17 protein-coding genes and 1 pseudogene are annotated in these 21,966 nt (G+C 54.9%); 14 read left to right on the plus strand and 4 right to left on the minus strand.

Annotation, left to right across the window (positions count from 1 at the left end):
* Positions 1-226 precede the first annotated feature (226 nt).
* Both P0D84_RS23750 and P0D84_RS23755 read left to right on the plus strand, forming a co-directional pair.
* On the plus strand, positions 227-1,474 hold the full coding sequence (locus P0D84_RS23750) for a YbfB/YjiJ family MFS transporter (RefSeq protein ID WP_408340957.1): 1,248 nt from the start codon (positions 227-229) through the stop codon (positions 1,472-1,474).
* A gap of 119 nt (positions 1,475-1,593) precedes the next feature.
* Complete coding sequence (locus tag P0D84_RS23755; RefSeq protein WP_408340959.1) at positions 1,594-2,739, plus strand: alpha-hydroxy acid oxidase; 1,146 nt, start codon at positions 1,594-1,596, stop codon at positions 2,737-2,739.
* 126 nt (positions 2,740-2,865) lie between these two features.
* On the opposite strand, the gene P0D84_RS23760 is transcribed toward P0D84_RS23755, so the two are convergent.
* Positions 2,866-3,339: an Lrp/AsnC family transcriptional regulator gene (locus tag P0D84_RS23760; protein WP_408340961.1), complete on the minus strand. Its 474-nt coding sequence runs from the start codon at positions 3,337-3,339 to the stop codon at positions 2,866-2,868.
* Between the two features lie 321 nt (positions 3,340-3,660).
* The gene (locus P0D84_RS23765; RefSeq protein WP_408340963.1) at positions 3,661-4,032 is read right to left on the minus strand and encodes a hypothetical protein; all 372 of its coding nucleotides are present in this window, start codon (positions 4,030-4,032) and stop codon (positions 3,661-3,663) included.
* Positions 4,033-4,517: 485 nt separating this feature from the next.
* Between P0D84_RS23765 and P0D84_RS23770 the strand changes: the two are divergent.
* A pseudogene (locus tag P0D84_RS23770) lies at positions 4,518-4,754 on the plus strand (nucleotide-binding domain containing protein); the annotation flags it as partial.
* Here P0D84_RS23770 and P0D84_RS23775 read toward each other — a convergent pair.
* Complete coding sequence (locus P0D84_RS23775; protein WP_408340965.1) at positions 4,751-5,548, minus strand: SDR family oxidoreductase; 798 nt, start codon at positions 5,546-5,548, stop codon at positions 4,751-4,753. The pseudogene P0D84_RS23770 and the gene P0D84_RS23775 overlap by 4 nt on opposite strands.
* A gap of 154 nt (positions 5,549-5,702) precedes the next feature.
* Complete coding sequence (locus P0D84_RS23780) at positions 5,703-5,858, minus strand: DUF3309 family protein (protein WP_169483667.1); 156 nt, start codon at positions 5,856-5,858, stop codon at positions 5,703-5,705.
* A 717-nt stretch (positions 5,859-6,575) separates the two neighbouring features.
* Here P0D84_RS23780 and P0D84_RS23785 point away from each other — a divergent pair.
* The 11 genes from P0D84_RS23785 (at position 6,576) to P0D84_RS23835 (ending at position 21,926) form a co-directional block, all read left to right on the plus strand.
* Positions 6,576-7,991: an undecaprenyl-phosphate glucose phosphotransferase gene (locus P0D84_RS23785; protein WP_408340968.1), complete on the plus strand. Its 1,416-nt coding sequence runs from the start codon at positions 6,576-6,578 to the stop codon at positions 7,989-7,991.
* 23 nt (positions 7,992-8,014) lie between these two features.
* Positions 8,015-10,399 (plus strand): YjbH domain-containing protein, encoded by a 2,385-nt coding sequence (locus P0D84_RS23790; RefSeq protein ID WP_408340970.1) that lies wholly within the window; start codon positions 8,015-8,017, stop codon positions 10,397-10,399.
* Positions 10,400-10,418: 19 nt separating this feature from the next.
* Positions 10,419-11,153 carry a carboxypeptidase regulatory-like domain-containing protein gene (locus P0D84_RS23795; protein ID WP_408340972.1) on the plus strand — a complete coding sequence of 245 codons (735 nt, stop codon included), beginning with the start codon at positions 10,419-10,421 and terminating at the stop codon, positions 11,151-11,153.
* Positions 11,154-11,696: 543 nt separating this feature from the next.
* Entirely contained in the window at positions 11,697-12,869 is a 1,173-nt protein-coding gene (locus P0D84_RS23800) for a polysaccharide biosynthesis/export family protein (protein ID WP_408340974.1), read from the plus strand.
* Between the two features lie 115 nt (positions 12,870-12,984).
* Entirely contained in the window at positions 12,985-13,431 is a 447-nt protein-coding gene (locus tag P0D84_RS23805) for a low molecular weight protein-tyrosine-phosphatase (RefSeq protein WP_408340976.1), read from the plus strand.
* Between the two features lie 158 nt (positions 13,432-13,589).
* Positions 13,590-15,848 (plus strand): polysaccharide biosynthesis tyrosine autokinase, encoded by a 2,259-nt coding sequence (locus tag P0D84_RS23810; RefSeq protein WP_408340978.1) that lies wholly within the window; start codon positions 13,590-13,592, stop codon positions 15,846-15,848.
* A 119-nt stretch (positions 15,849-15,967) separates the two neighbouring features.
* Positions 15,968-16,840, plus strand: coding sequence for a glycosyltransferase family protein (locus P0D84_RS23815; protein WP_408340980.1), 873 nt, complete (start codon positions 15,968-15,970; stop codon positions 16,838-16,840).
* Between the two features lies 1 nt (position 16,841).
* Positions 16,842-18,125: an O-antigen polymerase gene (locus P0D84_RS23820; protein WP_408340982.1), complete on the plus strand. Its 1,284-nt coding sequence runs from the start codon at positions 16,842-16,844 to the stop codon at positions 18,123-18,125.
* Positions 18,122-19,366, plus strand: a complete 1,245-nt coding sequence (locus P0D84_RS23825; RefSeq protein WP_408340984.1) for a hypothetical protein — start codon at positions 18,122-18,124, stop codon at positions 19,364-19,366. Before P0D84_RS23820 ends, P0D84_RS23825 begins: the two co-directional genes overlap by 4 nt.
* A gap of 1 nt (position 19,367) precedes the next feature.
* Positions 19,368-20,522, plus strand: coding sequence for a glycosyltransferase family 2 protein (locus P0D84_RS23830; protein ID WP_408340986.1), 1,155 nt, complete (start codon positions 19,368-19,370; stop codon positions 20,520-20,522).
* A gap of 21 nt (positions 20,523-20,543) precedes the next feature.
* Positions 20,544-21,926, plus strand: a complete 1,383-nt coding sequence (locus tag P0D84_RS23835) for a BNR repeat-containing protein (RefSeq protein ID WP_408340988.1) — start codon at positions 20,544-20,546, stop codon at positions 21,924-21,926.
* The last annotated feature ends 40 nt before the right edge of the window (positions 21,927-21,966 follow it).

A 21,966-nucleotide genomic window follows, 5' to 3' on the forward strand; every position in this document is an offset into this window, starting at 1 on the left:
TGGACACGGTGTTCGGCGTAATGGCACGGGCTTCATCATGCGTCAATTTCCTCGTAAATGCAAATCATTCGCATTTACGAATGATGTTTGTCAGAGCATTGACCTGCCGATTGGACTGGGCTTGAGCGCCTCGTGATCACGGCGCAGGACCCCTCGAGGCGCCCACAGATATGATGGCGAAATGCCACAGCAAGCCTGCCGCATCCTTGCCTACCCACGCTAGCCAATGCCCACAAAATCTTTCGACGCCGTATCGACCGCCACGTCCACCTCAACCTCCGCCGAAGCGGCGCAGCGCCTCCCCACTTTGCTGCTGGCCGCCGGCCTGTCGTTAGGCAGCGCGATCGCGCTGGGTCTTGCGCGCTTCGCGTACGCGCTGCTGCTGCCGTCGATGAAACTCGATCTCGGCTGGAGCTTCGCTCAGGCCGGCGCGATGAATACCGCCAATGCGCTGGGCTATTTGCTGGGCGCGCTGGCTTTTCCGCGGCTCGCGCGCCGCTGGTCGGCCGCTGCCTTGTTCGGTGCCGGCTGCGTGGCCACTGCGCTTTTGATGGCCGTCAGCGGTCTCGTTGCCGACACCCATTCGCTACTCGTGTTACGCGTGATTACCGGCGCGAGCAGTGCGGCGATTTTCATCAGCGGTGGTGTGCTGGCGGCGCGGCTTGCGTCGGCGAGACCCCACGACGCGGGGCTCGTGCTCGGCCTGTACTACGGCGGGACCGGTTGGGGCATCGTCGCTTCGTCGGTGCTGGTGCCGCTGACGGTTTTCAACGTCGTGCACGGCTGGCAGTTTGCGTGGTTCGCCCTCGCGGCGGCGTGCGCCGCGTTCGCCGCAGTCGCGATCGGCGCAGCGAGGAAAATCGAAAGCGTGCACGCGATTGGGTCTTCGTCCACGCTCGCAACCGACGCAACCGACGCGCCGCGTTGGCCGCGTTTCAGTCCCGCGCTGGCAGGCTATGGATTGTTCGGTGTCGGCTATATCGGCTACATGACCTTCATCGTCGCGCTGCTGCGCAACGCGGGCATGAGCGCGGTGGTGGTAACGGGCTTCTACCTGTTGCTTGGCGTAGCGACCGTCGTATCGGCACGTCTGTGGTGCGGTTTGCTCGACCGCATGCGCGGCGGCCACGCGCTCGCGATACTCAACGCCTTGCTCGCGGTGGCGACGCTGCTGCCCGCTTTGTTCACGCAACCGTGGGTGGCGTTTGTTTCCGGCGTGCTGTTCGGCGCGACGTTTCTCTCGGCCGTCGCGTCGACCACGGCTTTTGTGCGCCACAATTTGCCGGTGAGTCACTGGGCCAAGGGCATCAGCGCATTCACGATCGTGTTTGCGTTCGGACAGATCGTCGGGCCGATGGTGATCGGCTGGGTCTCGGATGGTGCCGGTCTTGCACGTGGACTGGTCTATTCCGCGTTGCTGCTTGCGGCCGGCGCGGTGCTGGCGGCTTGCCAGAAGCCTTTGCGCGGAGTCTGATCCGGCTCAGCGTTGAACCCGCGAACCCGCTTTGAATTGTCCCCAGGAATTCTCCGGAATATCGGGTGACTGTATTAAGAACGTACACTCATGGCTTCTTCCCTACGCTGAGAGAAGCCGTGCCTGCCATCACCTGCATCGAAGATTTACGCGTACTTGCCCAACAGCGTGTGCCGCGCATGTTCTACGACTACGCCGACAGCGGCTCGTGGACCGAAAGTACCTACCGCGCCAATGAAAGCGACTTCCATCGCCTGAAGCTACGCCAACGCGTGGCGGTCAACATGGCCGGCCGCAGCACGCGCACGGAAATGATCGGTCAGGAGGCCGCCATGCCCGTGGCGCTCGCGCCGACGGGGTTGACCGGCATGCAACATGCCGACGGCGAAATCCTCGCGGCGCGCGCGGCGGAGAAGTTCGGCGTGCCGTTCACCTTGTCCACGATGAGCATCTGCTCGATCGAGGACGTTGCCGCCGCAACCAGTAAGCCGTTCTGGTTCCAGCTTTATATGATGCGCGACCGCGATTTCATTGAGCGATTGATCGAGCGCGCTCGCGCGGCACGGTGCAGCGCCTTGATGCTTACGCTGGACTTGCAGATCCTCGGCCAACGCCACAAGGACATCAAGAACGGATTGTCGGCGCCGCCCAAATTGACCCCTGCGAACCTCATCAACCTCGCGACCAAGCCACGCTGGTGCCTCGGCATGCTCGGCACCCGGCGGCGCACCTTCGGCAACATCGTCGGTCATGCGAAGGGCGTGGGCGACCTGTCGTCCCTGAGTTCGTGGACCGCCGAGCAGTTCGATCCGGGGCTGAGCTGGGCAGACGTCGAATGGGTCAAGAAGCTGTGGGGCGGCAAACTTATTCTGAAAGGCATCATGGATGTCGAAGACGCGCGCCTTGCCGCCGACAGCGGCGCCGACGCGTTGATCGTCTCCAACCATGGCGGCCGTCAACTCGACGGCGCGCCCTCTTCGATCTCGGCGCTCCCCGAGATCGCACGCGAGGTCGGCTCGCGCATCGAAGTGTGGATGGATGGCGGCATCCGCAGCGGTCAGGACGTGCTGAAAGCCGTTGCGCTCGGCGCCAAGGGCACGCTGATCGGCCGCAGCTTCCTCTATGGCCTGGGGGCAATGGGCGAGGCGGGCGTCACACAGTGCCTGCAGATCATCCAGAAGGAACTGGACATCACCATGGCCTTTTGCGGCCACACGGATATTCGTCAGGTGGACGAGCGCATCCTGCTGCCTGACAGGCGTTGAAGGCAGACGCGTGGCGGCGGATTCTGGGTGCCGGGACGGACGCTTCTACGCTCCCGGCGGTCGTTCGTAGATTTCGAACCAGCTGATTCCAGTGTCCGCCCGCGCGATGCCGAAAGCTCCGCGGCACTAGATCTGCACCGACGGAATACTCTTCATACAGCGCAGCGCAAACATCGAGCGGCTGTGACGGATGCCGGCGATCTTGTAGAGCTTCTCGCGCAGAAACCGCTCGTAGCCCGCCGTACCGTCGACGGCCACTTTGACCAGGTAGTCGTATTCGCCTGACACCAGATACGCTTCCAGCACTTCAGTCAGCGTTGCCAGTTCGGCGCCGAAGCGGGCGAGGGCGTCGTCGTCGTGCCGGTCGAGCGTAACCTCGAGCAGCACCACGTCGGCGAAGCCGAGCTTCTGCTGATCGAGCAACGCGACGTAGCCGCGAATGTACCCCTCGGTTTCCAATTGGCGCGTGCGATTCCAGCACGCGGTGGTCGACATGCCGACCAGTTCGGCGAGCTCGGCGTTACTCAGGCGCGCGTTCTTCTGCAATTCGCGCAGGATCTTCCGATCCTGGTTGTCGAGTGGGCGATTTCGGGCAGTCATGGCAGTCTCGGAAGCATGTTCGGATAAATACCATTCTAGCGGAAGAACATTCCGAAATCGGTGAGCAGGTGGATTGCTTTAAGAAGCATATCCAGCCTGCGCCCGGGTATATTTTCAGGGTGCATTCATGCCCGGGACAACCGTCCGGGTCGCCGGCCTCGGGCCTGCGGTCTTGCGCGGCCACAAGCTGCCATCCGGTGTCTCGCCGCCTTCACAGGAAGACAGCACGCGAGCGAATTCCGGCGTTACCGCGCCGGGAGATGCGCTCGCCGGGCATGGAGCATTTTTTCTAACCGAATGAGGCAGATGGACAGATAGCTTTTAGCTAGCTTTGTTCGGCGCTTTGGCCGCGCTCTGCAGCGCGACATGGCGATAGACGTCGCGACAGAATTGCACGCCGCCTTCATGAGAGCCATTCACGGTGGCCGTGATTTGTACAGCGCCGTCAACACGTGCGGACAAGGGCGGATTGACGAGGGCGGCATCGATGGCGAGCGGGTCGGCAGGGGAGGCTCGCATGATGCCAATGCCCTTGATCGTCAAGGCGAGGCACGGATCCGGCACTTGCGGACCATGCGTGGCGGCGACGTTGAAATTGATGTTCAGCGTCCAGAAGCCCTCATGAATATTCTGATGAATGATCACTGCCTTCACCACGTCCTGGTGTGACAGCATGTATTCATTGTTTGCCATTAGTCCCTCCTTGCTCGTACGCAGCGGGTGCGTGCGTATGCAGATATGGCATTTTGCGCGGGGCTGGTGAAGTCTAGTTTTACGCACAGTTTTGCACAGCGCAAGTGGCCAACGCATCTGCGCCGACGCGCGAAGGAAGCGGGTGCAGGAAGACACCCATCGCGCGGGTGTCATTGGGACGCGCGGTCGCCGGAACAGGCAGCGCCGCGCGCAATGATCTTCAGGTGAACTGTCTATGTTGCAAAGGGTTAATGGAAAATGAGGTACAGGATGACCAGTACGATCAGTGGGACGCCAAGAAGCCAGCCGAGAAGATAAGGCATGATGTGATCTCCTTTCGTATCGAGGTTTGAATACGATGGTGAGTCAGCATCCGGCGTGCCTGACGGTATTTGCTCACCGCCACGTGCCTGCTAAAAAGGCCGAAACCCCTGCTAATCAAGGCAAATTCTCCCTCAGCACAATACTGAACTGCACCGGCTTCACGTCACTCAGGGATTGCGGGCGGCGATACATCGAGCTTTGCCGTCCGCGCCCTCGACGCCTGGGGGCTGTGGTATCTCGCGCCCTTATCGGCGGGCGTCACTGTGCGCCGCCTGCACGCCGAGCGGAGCGACCTCGACGGCATGGAAATCATGCTCAAAGGTGGCCAAATGGGCGATGCCGATCTGTTCGAGCAACTGTTGAACGGCTACGCCGGCGATAAAGCAGACAAGGACTAACCGTTGTCGGCAAAGCCGGGGTACAACGTCATGCCGTCCACGAATAGTGTCGTGCCCACCACGTAATCGCTTTCATCCGACGCGAGCCAGACAGCCGCTTTGCCGATATCTTCCGTTTCGCCCACGCGCCCGTAGGGAATCAGCTTCAACAATTTGCCGAGCGCGGCGTCCGTATCCCACGCATCCTTGTTAATCGGTGTACGGATCGCGCCAGGCGCAATGGAATTCACACGAATGCGCTCGGGCGCGACCTCCTGTGCGAGTGATTTCATAAACATCTGAATGCCGCCTTTGGACGCCGCGTAATTGACGTGGCCGCCCCAAGGGATCACTTCGTGCACTGAGCTCATGCAGATGATTTTTCCAAGTGCTTTGGAGACTGGCCGCGGTCCGCGTCGCCGAAACTCTTTCACGGCCGCCTGGGTCGTCAGGAACTGGCCGGTGAGATTGGTCGCCAGAACGCCTTTCCAATCATCGAGCGTCATATCGGCGAACGCATTGTCTTTTTGTACACCGGAATTGGCGATGACGATATCGACGCTCTCGAACTGTTTGCGGCACACGTCGAACATCTTTTCGACCTGATCAGGATCGGCCACGTCGGCTTGAACGGCGATCGCCGTACCACCAGCCTTGCCAATCTCATCGGCAAGTGCTTCTGCCGCTTCGCCATGCGAATGGTAATTCAGCACGACGGCCGCGCCCGCATTTGCCAGCGCTTGCGCAACGCCGGACCCGATGCCCGAACTGGCGCCTGTGATCAAAGCGACCTGATGGCCGAGTAACTTTTCCATTGCACTCTCCGGCGTAATAGGTGTGTCGATCGACTACCGATGGATATCCAACGAATACTGACATAACAAGGCCGCCGGACGTCCATGCAGCGAACTGCATCGATATCCGGCGGCCGGCTGGGTTCATACCGTTGAAGCAAGTACTTCAATTCGGCTATATCACGCCCGCGACGAGCAGCACGATCACGACGATCACCACGATGCCAATACCGCCGGTCGGCGCATAACCCCACGAACGGCTATGCGGCCACGTCGGAAACGCACCGATGAGGAGAAGGATCAGCACAATCAGAAGAATAGTTCCCAACATATAAATAACCTCCGCTTGAGTTGATAAGACCTGCCTGTCACGACAGCCATGCAGTGCGCGCCGAGGCGAGCTTGCGAAAAAGCAGTACCGATGTCTTGGGAGTGAGCAATCCATGTGCCCGCGGGCGGGCGGCTGTTACGGACGGTGTTACGTAACGAGCGCGTTACTGAACACGATTTCGCACATTGTTACCGGCTTTTCTGAAGCGTGGCGCCCATAGAAGAACGTATATCCGACAAGACTTTCCCCGATGCTGAGAGGGCAATTTCGAAAGAAATCTGAAAATTGGCATGCTTGCTGCTTTAGAGATTGCGCGGTGCACAACACAGACAAGACAGGCAGTAAGTGCTGGTGGAGTTCGAGTCAATGACCGGCCTGATCGGGGGTTATCAGGTCGGTCTCCTCAACGCACAAGCGATGCGATCGTTGTTCTGATCTCGACGTGGCGGCGTTTTGCCAGAGTGCCCAGATTGAACGGGTGCGAGCGGCTCGTAGTAAATCCCTCATCGTTGTTCAGGAACGTCCAGTCGTTTGGTTTCGCGCTGGATGAGTGAAATCCGGATTGATTGCATTGCGCGCTTCTTCGCGTGCCGGGGCGGTGTTGTTGTCGCGAAGAGCGTGGTGGTTGAAGTACGAGACGCATGAGCTGTTGAAGCGAACACAAGTTGAACAGCTCGACAAGAACGTTTGGCGCGAGAGACCAGCGCGGGGATACGAATGGACACGGCGAATTTTGCGCAGCAAAGAAGAACGATACCGGGGTTGCAAAGCCTGATCGCGCGCTTGCTCGATGTGATGCTCGTCGTCCTCGGGGCGCTGGCCGCTTCGCAAGTGCGATTTGAAGATCTCGCGCAAAGCCGTATCGATACCGCGTTCGTTGCGTGGGCCGCGGCTTTTACGCTGGTTCTGTTCCCTGTATTCGGCGTCTACGGCTCATGGCGTGGGCGGGCCATGCTGCGGATGACTGGCCACGTATCGCTGGCCTGGTTCGTAGTTCAGGGCTGTGGGCTCGTGTTGATGTTCTCGCTGCATCGCACGGATTTCATCTCGCGTCTCTGGTTTGCCTATTGGATGGCAATCACGGGCGGCGCGCTGATTGTGTCGCGTCTGGTTGTGCATGCGGTGCTTGCACGCGTCCGGCACGCGGGGATGAATCTGCGCCGGGTTGCCGTGGTGGGATGCGGGTCGCATTGCCACCAGGTCGTACGCAATATCGAAGGTTCGACGGCGAGTGGCTTTCGCGCAGCCGCGGCCTTTGACGTTCGGCCGGTGATGGGAACGATCGGCTCAGGTGTGCCGGTGTACGACGACATCGCCAAGTTTGCTGCGTACATCAGGTCTCACGATGTGCAGGAGTTGTGGCTCGCGTTGCCACTCTCAGAGGATCGCACGATCTCGCGCTTTGTGGCCGAGTTTCGCGACGACCTCGTGAACGTGCGCTTTGTGCCCGATATGCGCAGCGTTGCGCTGTTCGATAGCGGCATGATCGATTTGATCGGAATGCCTGCGATCAACCTGGTTGCGTCGCCGGTGCCGGCTCGCGCGCTGGTAAAGAAAGAGATCTTCGATCGTGCGTTTGCTGCTTGCGCGCTGATTGCGCTGGCTCCGCTGCTGCTTGCGATCGCGATTGCCGTGAAGCTGTCTTCGCGTGGACCCGTGTTTTTCACGCAGAAGCGCAAGGGTGCGGATGGACGCATCTTCAAGATCTATAAGTTTCGCTCGATGCGTCCTCATGCCGTAGAAGCGGGCGTGGTGAAACAAGCCACGCGAGGCGATCCGCGTATTACGCGAGTGGGCGCGTTTCTCAGGCGGACTAGCCTGGATGAGTTGCCGCAGTTCTTCAATGTGCTGTGGGGCGATATGTCGGTCGTGGGGCCGCGGCCTCATGCGATTGAACACGACGAGCTTTATCAGAAAGTGGTGAACGGCTACATCCATCGGTACCGGATCAAGCCGGGGATCACAGGATGGGCACAAATCAACGGATTCAGAGGAGAGACAGATCAGATCGAGAAGATGCAAGGACGCGTCGAACACGATCTGTATTACCTGCGCAATTGGTCATTCGGGCTCGACATGCGGATTGTCATGGCGACGATAGCGAAGGGTCTGGTTCATAGCAACGCGTATTGACATCTGCAGATAATAAAAAACACATGGCCTTGATATTACGCGGACAACAACCCCGATCGGCGCCGAGCGCAGTGGCGCTTGCTGCGGCGGTAGCGTTTTCAGCTTCGGCGCACGCGGCTGAGCCGGCGCTGAATGCGCTGGGGCAGTCGGGTGGGTTGGTGATTCCGTATGCGTTTGTACTGCCGGAAGGGACTGTGGAGGCGCAGTACAACAACTATATTGATCCGCGCTACGGAAAGCAGGCGACGGGTTCGCAAATGTACTGGGGTGCAGTGGGTTTGCTGCCCTATGTCGAGGTGTCCGGTGGACTTGCCAATTACCCGGCGGATGTCCACGCGCCCTTCAGCAATGCGGACCACTTCCTGTTTCGTCACCTGATGGGTGACGTCAAGCTCGAAGTACCGAAGTTCTTCAAGTATCAGCCGAACATTGCGTTCGGCATTAGCGACATTGGCGGCCAGACACATTTCTTCCGGTCGGAATATGGCGTGGTGTCGCAAGCATTTGGACCGGTGACGTTGACTGCCGGTTACGGACAGGGCGATCGCCTCGACGGCGTGTTCGGTGGTGCCCAGGTCTCGCTTTGGAACACAGGTTTATCGCTGCTCGCAGAAGACGATTCGAAGACGCCTTACGCCGGCTTGCGTTATCAGTCTCCGCGGATTAGCTGGCTGGCCGATGCGAACGTGATCGGCACGTTCATGCGCGCGATCCGCTCAACGGATGGCGTGTCGCCGCGCACGTCGTTCTCGGTGGGCATTCAGATTCCACTGGGCAAACGTTTTAGCAGTACGCGTTGTGCAGACGGATTGTGCGAAGGCCCGCAGGTGTCCGCCGCCCAGACAGCAGATGCTGACGATGACGGCCCGATCCGCCTTGCCAGTCTGCAACCAGTGGACACGCGCGCGGCCGCCGGCAACAACGGCGCGCTCGCCGCAGCGCCGATTACGTATGTGCCGCCGCTGCAGTCGTATGCGTCTGTGATGTTGAGTGATGTGACGGCTGCCAAGTCGTCCGATGCGCAGTCGCCCGCCATTCCGGAAGCGCTGGATACCTCCGCGCTCGACGAAATCGCGGCGCAGCTCTTTGCCGCGGGCCTCGAGCGTGTGCGCGTTGGGATGAGTGGGCGCGATCTGGTGGTCGAGTACGAGAACCATCGCTACAACCAGAACGAAGCTGACGCACTCGGCATTGTGCTGGGTGTGGCGAGTGTGAATGCACCGCATGGCACCGATAAGATTCACGTGGTCATCAAGAAGGCCAATGAGCCGCTGGGCGAAGTCATTGTTGATCGTGATGCATTCGCTCAATTTGTTGAAGGCGGTGCGCCGACGGCTGCAAGCGCCTCACTGACGATGCGCACGCGTCCGGCCTACGACGCGGATTCGATCGCATGGCATGGCAATGAGCACACGCATGGTCTGACGCGGATTCAGATCGAGCCGATCGTCAGTTATTTGTACGGCACCGAGTACGGCAACTTCGACATCTCGCTCGGCGCGAACATTGAGGGGTTCGTACCGTTGTGGCGTGGTGCCGAGTTGTACGCGAGCTATATCGCGCCGATCTACAACACGGAGAACATGGATGAGGGCCGCGTGTTCAGCGATTACCGCTTGCGCGGCGGTCTCAATGCAGTCGCATTGGCTCAAAGCTTCTGGATCATGCCGCAGGTGTTCAATGTGGCATCGGTCGGCAAGTTCGATTACTCGTATGTCGGCGTGCAGAACGAAACGACCATGTTCGTGCCGGGTCGCCCGGATCTGATTCGATTGCGGCTTGCCTATTTGCACCGTGAGCCGGGCCAAGACGAATTGCCGAGTGAGAAGAATGCCGAGCTGACTTATCGCTGGGTTCAGCCGTCCTGGAAGCTGTGGATTGAAGCGGGGGTGGCGCGCTTTGTCGGCGGAGACAAGGGGCCGGTTGTGACGTTCACGCGCTGGTTCGACGATGTATCGGTGAGCGTGCATGGCGAGCATAGCGGGCAGGGTACGTTTGTTGGCGCCGCGATCAGCTTCCCGCTCACGTTACGGCAGGGCATGAAGCCCGGGATCAGTCAGGTGTATGGCTCTGAACAGTTTGCACTCGATTTCCGCACGCGGGTTGGATCGACGAATTACCTCTCGGGCAATGGGGCGGAGAACATGGACTTCCCGTATAGCACGCAGCAGTACCTGTTGAATCAGGGTCGCTTTAGCGGCGAGTACTTCTCGACGCAGCTTTACCGGATGCGCGATGCGTATCTGCGTTACGGGCGGCCTGATAGCGACGGAACGAAACCGAAGCCGAAGCCGAAGGTGAGTGCGCCTGTTGTATCGACGGGCGCCGCGTTTTCACATGGCGTCTGCGGAAGCAATTTGCAGGGTGTAGGCGACGGACGGGCGTCGGTGCCGGTCAATTGTGAATGACTTTCTCTGGAGATAGGCGATGAAGCTTCTAAACGGCGCCACGCTGCGCACGCTGCAGTTCGGATCGATGGCTCTTGCAACCAGCGCACTGGTTGCATGCGGTGGCGGAGCCGATAGCGGCGGTTCGCCGGTCGGTACGGTGAGCGGTACGGCTGCCGTCGGTGCGGCACTCGCTAACGCGAGCATCACGCTGAGTTGCAAGAACGGTTCGGGTAGTGCGACGGCTAATTCCAACGGCGCGTATACAGCGACGTTTGCGTTTGACGGTCCTTGCGCGATTACGGCGAACAGCGGCGCGATCACGATTCACTCGTTTGCGGCTGGGGCGGGGACGTTCAATGTGACTCCGTTGACGGAGTTGTTGTTGGACTATATCGCGGGGCAATTGGGCACGTCGGTTAGCGGATTGCTTTCGGGGATCACTTCTAACCCGTCGTTTCAGAGCGCACTGTCGAATAGCACGGTGATTGCGAATGCTGAGGCGGCGGTTGTGACGTTGATTAAGGATACGTATGGGGTCACGCTTTCTTCTTCCTCGTTCTTGACTGTGTCGTTTACGCCGGGTGCTGGGGGCGCGGATGCGGATCTGGATACGTTGCAAGCGGATGGGGCGATTACGAGTGATGGGCAGCCGGCCGCTTCGTTGGCTGCGGCTGCGGAGGCGGCGGGTGCGGCGGCGCCAATTTCGGGTGGGAATGCTGGCCCGACGGGTGGGACGGGGGGGAGTGGGGGGACGGGGGCTACGACGAAGTAAGTTGCACAGATCTCTATTAGTGTGGCGCGGTATGAGCCTGACGCCGAATGCTCTTCACATTTTGGACATCGTTGGTGAAAGCTACGAGCGTTACGTTAGATGTCACGTAACAGCACGAGTGCTACCGACTCCCATCAGTAAGAGTTATGAGCGGAAGTGGATATCTCTCTCTTAAAGTCAATGCGGGCGGGGCTTTTGTCAACGACGAAGCCTTCTCAACTCAGACTCTACGTTGGCATATTTGGTGCTTTAGAACTCTTGACTGGTTCGAGCATCTAGCGCTCGGTTAAGGCATCGAGAAAACCCGAGCTTCTGAGCGATGAGTGTTGCCTGTCGGGGATGCCAACCTGCTGGAAGGCGAGGATCAACTTAAGGTTCAGTGACCGAATGTTGAGTACGTAATTTGAAGCACGCCTGCCGTCCGAGAAGAACAAACGGTGAGCCGTGCCGAGAAGGTTGTTTCTAGTGTCGCTGACCTACAAATAGCCGGCAAGGACCGGTGAGTTGTCTAGGTCAATCGAATGTAAAAAAGGATTAAATCAAATGGCCAAATTGAGGGAATTTCGGGTCGGGTGCCCGCTCGAAGTCAGTACGCGTTGGTTGACCTTTCTTTGTTGCACTCTGTGCCTAGCGCTTTCCGCGTGTGGGGCCGCGCCTGGAATGAGGATGCGATCCCCAGCGACGCTTCCGATTAGTGATGCCACGCCGACCCAACCCGCCCCCCAGTTGCAAGTCCCGATCACAGATGTCAACTTCGATCTGTTAAGCAAGCTTCGCGAAGTAGCTGCGAACGCTCGCACGGATGCTACTGAAAGTCTCATGAAGGTGACGCGAGACGCCTATACGCTCGGGCCAGGCGATGTCCTTCAGATAACCGTGTGGGATCATCCGGAATTTGCAGCGGCTCTCGGTGCTCAGCCAACAACCGTAGCGCACGCGTCAGATCCGGCATCAGGCATCGTAGTCGATCAGGCAGGGAACATTCAATTTCCGTACGTAGGCACCGTTCACGCTGCGGGCCTGCGACCTGAAGAGGTGCAAGCCCTTGTCATGAAAGGGTTGTCGCGGTATTTCAAAGACCCACAGGTAACTGTGCGCATCGGGTCTTTCCGCGCAAAGCAAGTGTTTGTCGATGGAGAAGTCCGGGCGCCTGGCGCCGTTCCGATCACGGACATCCCTATGACTCTATACGAAGCTATTGGCGCAAGTGGTGGGTTTACGCCAGCTGCTGACCAAAGTCGCATCGTCCTGGTCAGAAACGGCACGTCATATCCAATTGATTTAACCGGAATGCTTGAGCGCGATGAGAACCCTTCTCAAATTGTTCTGAAAAACGGCGATCTGCTTCGGGTGGTGGCACGTGATGACAATGGCGTCTTTGTCATGGGTGAAGTAACTAAGCCCGCAACAGCCTTGCCGCTAAAAAATGGGCGTCTCACGCTTAGTGAGGCACTGTCGCAAGCTGGCAGTATCAGCTCTACGACCGCAGATGCGGCGCAACTCTATGTGATCCGGGGCTCGCTCGGAGTCACCCCAAGAGTCTTCCATCTCGACGCGGCTTCGCCGGTCGCAATGGTGTTGGCAAACGAATTTCAACTGCAACCGAAAGACATTGTCTACGTGGATGGAAATGGCCTAGTCCGTCTGGGTCGGGTTCTGAGTCTGCTGTTGCCCGCGATTAATGCCGGCCTTACTGCCGCTATCGTGACGAAATAGCTTCTGGCGATCAGAGGAGAGTAATCACTATTGGACCAGGCTATGTAGGTCGTGAGACGGCTGCATGCCTTGCGGAACTTTGCAGCGCTATATCCCGCCGTACCGAGGAAGACGAATGATCGAGTCCGTTCTAGTCGTGTGTACAGGAAACATATGTCGCAGCCCAATGGCCGAAGGCATGCTTAGAGATCTATCGCCCGACCTCAACGTGATGTCGGCTGGGTTGGCAGCGATGATGGGTTTCGCGCCCGACCCGATTGCAGTCGAACTCATGCTGTCTCGCGGGATAGACATTACGGGCCATCGTGCCAGGCAGCTGGAAAGTTGGATGTGTAAGGATTTCGACCTCATTTTGGTCATGGAAGCAGAGCAGAAACGTTCGCTCGAAAAGCAGTTTTTGTTTGCTCGTGGAAAGGTCTTCCGCTTGCGAGAGTCAAATGGACTAGACGTCCCCGATCCTTATCAGAAAGGGCAGGAAGCATTTGAACTTGCGCTAAAGGCATTGGAGATTGGTGTGAATTCGTGGCTCAGCAAGCTGAAGCGAGTCGCGGACGCCTGGTAATAAACGCATTGGACCGTTGCTGTAGCAAAGGGCTGTGCCTAAGACGGCTCAGAACCATCGAGGGTTGTTTTTGTTGAGGGCGAGAACGGCGATAGGCCGTCGGCGTCGCTGCCAGCGATGGATCCGTTTAAGAAATCAAGTGAAGTTGAATCCAAAAAATGACAAATCTCAGTGTGCCACCGCAAGGCGAGATACAACAGGCCGAAGAGTACTCTTACCCGCTCCTCGATGTACTGTTTGAAAGCAAGCGCTTGATCATTGCAACTATCTTGGTTTTTATCGTCATAGGCTCGTTGTACGCCTTTCTGGCCAGACCGAAGTATCAGGCCGATATCGTCGTGCAAATCGAAGATAGCCCAGAGGGCGCGATTTCAAAGGGTGTCTTGGGTGACGTCTCGTCGCTCTTCGACGTCCAATCCACGGGGGCCGACGAAACCCTAATTATGCAGTCGCGGCTGGTCGTCACGACGGCCGTCGAGGATCTAAAGCTATATATCGACGCAAAGCCGCACTATTTTCCTATGATTGGATTCTGGATTTCTAAATTTCATACGGATCGAGGTCATGGATTGTCGCGCCCTGGCCTACTGGGATTTGGCGGTTATGCGTGGGGCGATGAAAGCATCGAGATGGATACTTTCGACGTCCCGCAGGTTTACGAGAGTGACAAGTTCAAGCTAACAATTCTCCCGGGAAATCGCTTTGAGATCAGCGGCAGCGATTTGGACGATGCTGTCGAGGGCACGATTGGAGCGGAGGAAACCTTTCCCACAGCAGCTGGGAGCATGCGGGTCAAAGTGGCGAACGTTCACGCAAACCCGGGGACGACGTTTGTCGTGTATCGATACTCCAAGCTGGATACCATTCAACAACTACAGAATAATCTGATCATTCAACAGTCAGATAAGCAGTCAAACGTGATTGCAGCTTCGTTACAAGACGAGGATCCGCTGAAGATCACGAAGATCATGAATGAAATAGGCGAACAATATGTTCACCAGAATGTACAACGGAAAGCAGCACAGGCCGCGCAGTCTCTATCCTTTTTGAACAAGCAGCTCCCGAGCTTAAAGGAGCAGTTGCAACAAGCAGAAGAGAGATACACAAAGTTCAGAAACGAACACGGTACTATTGACCTCTCCCAAGAGGCTCTGCTCGCTCTGCAAGAAATGTCTCAGAATCAAGCGCAGATCGTGGCACTTCGGGCAAAGCGCGAAGATCTTTTGCAGCGGTATACATTGGAGCATCCAAACGTTCTCGGGGTGGATCAGCAGATACAAGTATTGCAGCAACAAGATGCAAAGATAGCGGGGCAGATAAAGGGGCTACCGGACCTCGAGCAGGATGCCGTTCGCCTGATGCTTGATGTAAATGTGGATACTCAGCTATATACCACCTTACTGAACAGCTCTCAGGAATTGCAGTTGGTGGAAGCCGGTGCAACGGGAAATGTCCGATTGGTCGATAAGGCCTTGATTCCGGAAGTGCCGTCCAAGCCTCGGAAAGCACTAGTCATTGCGTTAGCGGCGTTGGTCGGTGTCTTCTTTGCCATCTCTATCGCGATTCTCCGCGACTTGCTATTTGGCGGCATTAACGATGCTTCAGAGATCGAGAGGCACACCAGCCTGAATGTCTTCGCGTCAATCGCATTGTCAAAGCATGTGTTGAAGGTGGAGCGCACGTCATTCGGCAAAGCGGGCGGTAGTGGGCTTCTTGCAGTCGCTGCTCCAAATGATCCCGCGATTGAAGCCATGCGCAGCCTTCGCACCGCTCTCCAGTTTGCGATGTTGGATGCTCCCAATAATCTGGTGCTCTTCGCCGGCCCGACGCCAGCCGTCGGCAAATCGTTTGTCGCAAGTAACATGGCATCGCTGATAAGCATGGCAAACAAACGGGTCCTTCTTATTGATGGCGATATCCGAAGAGGATGCATGCACGAGCTATTCGGCCTAGCACGGCATCAAGGATTAACGGACGTGATTTCGGGCAGCATCCGCTTTTCCGACGCGGTTCACAAAGATGTCGCAGAGAATCTTGACCTCCTTACGACCGGCTTCTTGCCTCCGAATCCGTCGGAGGTGCTGATGAGCAGCAAGCTCACAGAAATATTACGTATCGCGAGAGAGACATACGATTTCGTTATTGTCGACACTGCTCCTGTGCTTGCCGCGACAGATACAGAATTGCTCGCTAGACACGCAGGTACTGTTTTGCTGGTGGCGCGGGCGGGCGCCAGCAAAGTCGGGGAGATCATGGAATCCGTGAAAAGACTTCAGCAGGTGGGAGCGCGAGTTCCAGGAGTCTTACTGAACGGAGCCAATCCAAATCGCGGCCGATATGGATATGGCTCCAAATATGGTGGATACCGCTATTTGGCTTACAACTATGCGCCTGGTAAAAATGTTAAAGGTAAATAGCGATCCGCGAAGAGATTCAAAGTGACGTTGTAGGCTCGCGGTTTTTGCTAGCTCTACACGCCGAGCGTACTTGATGACGATTCAAAAATCGATCGGTATATCCTTCAAAGAGAGATGAAATGTCGAGCACCGAAGAGAAAGTGCTACTTCTTTGTGTGAACTACCAAAACGACGGCGAGACACTGGCGTTTTTAAAAATCGTACTCGCAAACGACCGCGCGGGGCGAGTACGTATTGCTGTTGCCGATAACACCATAAGAAGCGACATTGAACGAATTCGGTTCCAGCAGGCGGCAGAATCTCTCAGCCGGCACGTTTGTGTAACGAGTGAAAACGCTAATCTTGGCTACTTTGGCGGTTTGAACGCGGCTTTTAAGAAAGCGAACATCCAATATTCGGAGACTTTGTTCTGCTGCGTTGTACTGTCGAATACCGATATCGAATTTTCGTCTGGAAATTTCTTTGACAAGCTCGTTGAAGTAATTGCTCTCCGCAGCCGCGCCTTAACTCCGGATAATATCGGTCTCATTGCGCCGATGATCCGATCGTCACGCACGGGGGTGAATCAAAATCCCCTCTATCGGCGAAAACCGTCACGGGGAAAATTCTCGTATCTGAGCGCGATCTACTCTGTTTATTCACTCGGCGTCGCCCATCGTCTGCTGTCAAAAGTAAAGAACTTTGTCAGAAGGAAATTAGACCCGGACAAGATTGAACTCGAAGACGAAGCAATCTACGCAGGCCATGGTTCCTTCATGGTGTTGCTCAACGAGTACTTTGCAAGGGGTGGGCAATTGGCATATCCCGAATTCCTATTTTGTGAAGAAATATTTGTAGCCGAACAATGCGCGTCGTTAGGCCTGACGACACTTTTCTGTCCTTCTCTCCGTGTTGTGCATCGTGAAAATGCTACTACCGGACTTTTGCCAAGCCGAAAGATAGTCGCCTACCTCCAGCGCTCGCATCTATATTGCCGTGATACCTATTTCTAAAATGGCCTATCTCATCTTGCCCATCCAATATGGGGTTTGGTACTTTAGCCGAAAAGTATTAAAAAGTGCGTACCATCCCGCGGTTATATTGTGCCAGCTATGGTTCTTTGTTCTGCTCCTGACAACAGTATTCGCGCCGGACTATTATTATTCCCCAATGGCATACATGCTGATTATTGCAATGCAGATTTCTGCAGTGCTTGGCGCGACATTCTATTACATAGTGGGGGAAAGCGCCTCGATCCGGAATACCAGGCGATTCAGTCAGGATTTTTCGCATTTCAGGATTATTGTTTACGGCTCGCTTTTTTTTGGTCTTGTTGCGATATACGCGACGCTAAAAGCGCAGGGATTCGGTTTGTCTTCGCTGATTTCAATAAGCGGAATTTTGCAGTTAAGCCATGCGATGTCGCTGGCGCGCTACGAGGACCAATTCCAGATTCCACTCCTGGCAAGAATTGGCCAGATGGCAGTCTTTTTTGCATCGGCGGTTGGTGGATTTAATTATTCTTTGAACCGCGGAAAGTATCGAACGTTTGAATATTTTATTCCGATAATTCCGTCTCTCCTTATTGCTTTAATTTTGACGACAAGAGCGGCAGTTCTCTTCAACCTGACCTTCTGGGTTGGCGCCAACCTGAGTGGCAGTCTCCTGGGTGGTGGACGAATCAATCTGGTGTTGATCACAAAGCGCACTGCTATGGCGTTGGTTTTTGGTATTTTATTTATAGCATTGATGTTCGTCTGTCTCCAATTTATGCGCGGGGGAATTACCGATTTTGGGAGGCTGAAGGAGATCCTACTACATTTAAGGCAGTGGCCCTTCGGCAGCATAGCGGGATTTGGTATATGGGCTGACACATTTCAGTTCGACTGGTCGACCACCGGCGGGTATTACACCTTCGTCGGTCTGTTCGACCAGCTCGGGATTCAAGCTAGAAAGTTAGGTCTTTACGATCAATATGTAAATCTCGGCAGTCAGTCATGGGGAAATATCTACACCGCGTACCGGGGGCTTATTCAAGACTACACGTTGACCGGTGGCCTGTTTTTTATGGCCTTGCTGGGATTTGCTGGGTCCATATCGTTTGCGAATTGTGTCCGCGGTAACGCTATGGCTGCAAGTTTGCTCATGGCAGTGTACGCGTTCTTTTTCTGGACGCCGATCGTGAGCTTTTACGGCTATATGGCACATATCGGTGCATTCGTCCTATTTGGCGCCTACCTGAATTTTTGCCACCGTAAGACTCGAATGTTTTATGGAACACCGCGAGGGGCGCTGTGAATATCCGAACGCTACCTTTGTACGTCACTGCTCGCGCGTGTCCCGCCGCAGCGATGCTAACAATTGCAGTTGTAGTAGAGAAGCGGTTCGGTGCGCTAGTTTATGGTGAATTCTCGACCATCTTTTCATTCTCGCTGTCGGCGTCAGCGTTTTTCTTCGGTTGGATAGTGCAGGCTATTTCGCGATTCAGCAATGGAACTGATGATTTTCTGCACAGCACGCCACAGGCATTTTCTGTCAGCTGGGTCTTTAGCTCGGTTGCTGTGACTGTCACAGCACTTATTGTCTCGCTTTTTACCCAGTATTGGACTTTAGCGCCTCTTGTTGCAACGGCGGTCTGCTGCCAGGGCTTGCATTTAATTGCGATTGCCATTCATCAAACCCGCTTTAAAAGCACCGTCTATTTTGCACTAGAGGCGTTCCGTTCCGCCTGTATATGTTTCTGTTCCATTGGGGTAGGAATGTTGCTAAATAGGGGGCTGGAAGGTCTAGTCTTGGGCTTTTCGGCCGGAATGCTTGTAGATGCCATCTTCGCGTTGCTGTCGATTAGGAATTATCGCCTGGTAGGCAAATGCGATCTCGGAAAAATAAAGATAAACATAAAAGAGATATTTGGATACGGGTGGGCTATTTCGATTTGGTTGTCCCTTTCGCTCGCGATTCCGTTCATCGATAGGTCCGTTTTGAGAGGGCTAGGCGGAGGTGTTTTGATGGGAAGGTATGCGTTCGAATACGATATTGTCTTTCGTGCATTCACGTTCATTCTGCTGCCCGTCACCATATCGTCGCAGCCTGCAATCTTCAAGGCGCATGCAGAGGGAAATCTGGCAAAAATTAGCGGTTTGCTGAAGGCAGCCATCTTGGCTCAAATGTCACTCGGCATTGGTTTCGCAGCGGTACTTTATCTATTGATTTTTTTCTTATTGCCTTTGAAAGACGTCTTTTTGAATGTGGACCCAGCGGTATTTTTAGTTCTATGCGTCTCAGCACTTTTTTGGCAAATGGCGCTTGTCAGCCACAAGCTGATGGAATGCGAAAAGAAGATTCTGTTAATGGTGAAGATATTCGCGGCGAGCTATTTTATTCTAGGTCTTTGTCCCGCTGTATTGTTATTCGAGTATTTTGGTCTTCCTGGGTTTGCTGCAGGTAATGCCGCAGGCGGCGCAGGGTACTGTCTTATCGCGTTTGGATTTAGTAAAAAAATAAAATTCGGAATACGAGGTAATTTTTCCGGGGTGTGAAGTGACAACAACCATTTTTTTTGGGGTTTTATTTGTATTTCTTTACCCTTACGTAATATTTCCTACGGCTGTCGTCCTCGTCGCGCGATTTTTTGGAAATCATAAGTTATCTGGAGGTTCAGGTGATGGAGAATTTCCAAAGGTAAGTCTGATAATCTCGGCGTACAACGAAGAATTGGTGATAGGGGAGAAAATTTCAAACTCGTTGGGGCTTGACTATGAGCGCGCTCGGTTGCAAATTATTGTTGCGTCTGATGGATCAACGGACCAAACGAAAACAATAGTTGAAGGGTTTGCCGATGCAGGAGTTTGCTTGTGGCATTCGGAGATCCGGCGGGGAAAGAATAATTGTCTCAACGAGGCGATGCCTCTGGCCACCGGCGATATCGTGGTATTTACTGATGCTAACGCAATGTTCGATCGGGCCGCTGTAAAAGCGCTTGTTAAAGGATTTCATTCGGCACGTGTTGGTTGTGTTGTGGGAAAGGAGTGTAGGATTTCAAAGAGGAAGTCAGGTACGTCAAAATCAGATGGCTTGTACTGGAGCTTTGAGAATCTCATAAAAAGAGCACAAAATAGACTCGGACTCGTCTTGGTTGGAAATGGACCCATATTTGCCATACGGCGAGAGCTGTTTAAACCGTTGCGCAATGATATCGCCAATGATTTTCAGACTCCTATGCAGATTGGAAACGATGGATGGGCTGTCGTTTTTCAGGAAGGCGCGATTTCGTTTGAGAATTCTGCGACGAGTGCTCGGGAAGAATACGATAGAAAAGTGCGCATTGTCACAAGAGGACTGGTGGGTTTTGAACAACATGCACGTGAAATGCGTGGCTTAAGGCTTTTCACGTTTGTGTCGCACAAGATGATGCGATGGTTTGGGCTTTATTTGCAGATATTAATTTTATCGTTAAGCTTGCTGTTGTTGTCGCAGCAATCTGTAATCGCTATATATGCACTCGCGGCGCAGGTGAGCGTTTACGCACTCGCCGTGCTTGGTTCGTTCAATCCGTGGAATATCCGACGAATAAAATTGATTGCGATTCCTTTCTATTTCTGTCTCGTCAATGTTGCGGCGGCGGTTGCAATTATAAAATATGCCAAAGGCAGTCGAGTCTCAGTTTGGGAAAAGGCCATCAGTGTGCGGTCCTAGTCGAATGCTACGGGAGGTAAGATGATTTCGTCCAGATTTTTCCGCGGATTGTTTGGATGTCTTCTTGCTGGAGCTGTATCTTGCAATTGGATATCTCCAGCGTCGGCTTCTGAGGGTGACGCACTGGCAGCTAAGCCATTGCTTGTGGATCGTGTCTGGGGCGGTACACGGGTCGGTTTTGATGCCGTAATTGCTGGCACAAAGGCCTATGTCGGATATTACGATTCGGAGCGTTATTTGACGGTTGCGGAGGTAGACCTTGAAAATGGTGGGATTAGGAGGGAGCGCATCGATAGCCGCTACGGGGGATGGGATTCGCACAATTACATAACTTTGACCTACGATACTCATGGAATCTTGCACGTCACCGGAAATGAGCACGCGACTCAATTGGTTTATGCACGAACGGAAGTTCCAGGCGACTTTTCGTCTTTAGAGCGCCGAACGGAACTTGTCGGGAACGCGGAAGAGAGGGTGACCTATCCAGTCTTTTTAGAAACAAAAAGCGGGTCGCTCGCGTTTATTTACAGAGACGGCGGAAGTGGAAATGGTAACTATGTGATTGACAGTTTTGACGGAGATAAATGGAGGAGATTGTTGTCTACTCCGCTATTTTCAAATAAGGACGGTGCGGGCACTGTTAGCGCATATCCAACCTATTTTGAACGTGACAAGGAAGGCAATTTCCATGTCGCGTGGGTATGGCGTTCCTCTCCGGACGTGCGCACGAATTTTGATATATCTTACGCATCGTCTCCCGATCTGGTGAATTGGTTCAATGCAAAGGGGGACCGCCTGGAATTGCCCATCACCCCTGAAAGTGACGTGAAGGTCGAGAGCATTTCTCAAGGCGCGGGATTATTTAACAACTTGAGATTGGGATTTGATGTAAAAGATCGGCCCATTATTTCGTACCAAAAATATGATCAGCGAGGTTATTCGCAGATATATCATGCTGCCTTGAGAGGGAAGACTTGGGTAATTGCGCCCTTTACCATTTGGAACTACCGATGGAATTTCGGCGGACGGCGATCCATTGCATCCGAAATCTCTTTTTCCGGAATTCTGAGAAGCGGTCAGAACCTTACGGAGAGTGTTCACAGTTTTCGATATGGGAACCAGGTCTACAAGTTTAATCCCGAAACGCTTGCAGTTATCGGAATTGGCCCACCTGTGGCGATTGGACAGCCGGTTAAGCTGCCAAGTTTTGCGCCACACTATGGATCGTATCAACTGCCGATTCTCGCGTCGCCTGGTGGGGGGGCAACCAAGTACAAGCTGGTGTGGGGAGCTCTGCCTCCTGGCAATCACGACGAGCCCAGAAGTTGTGATACTCCAGGCGCCTTACCAGATTGCGAGTTTGTTTCGGAGCTTTATCTTGTCTCGGGACCCGGGGGGCATTAACGTCAGAACACAGATTGACTCTGTGGCATGCGGGTAGATG

Origin of the sequence: Paraburkholderia sp. RL17-337-BIB-A (genome assembly GCF_046025895.1) — a bacterium.
GTDB lineage: Bacteria > Pseudomonadota > Gammaproteobacteria > Burkholderiales > Burkholderiaceae > Paraburkholderia > Paraburkholderia fungorum_C.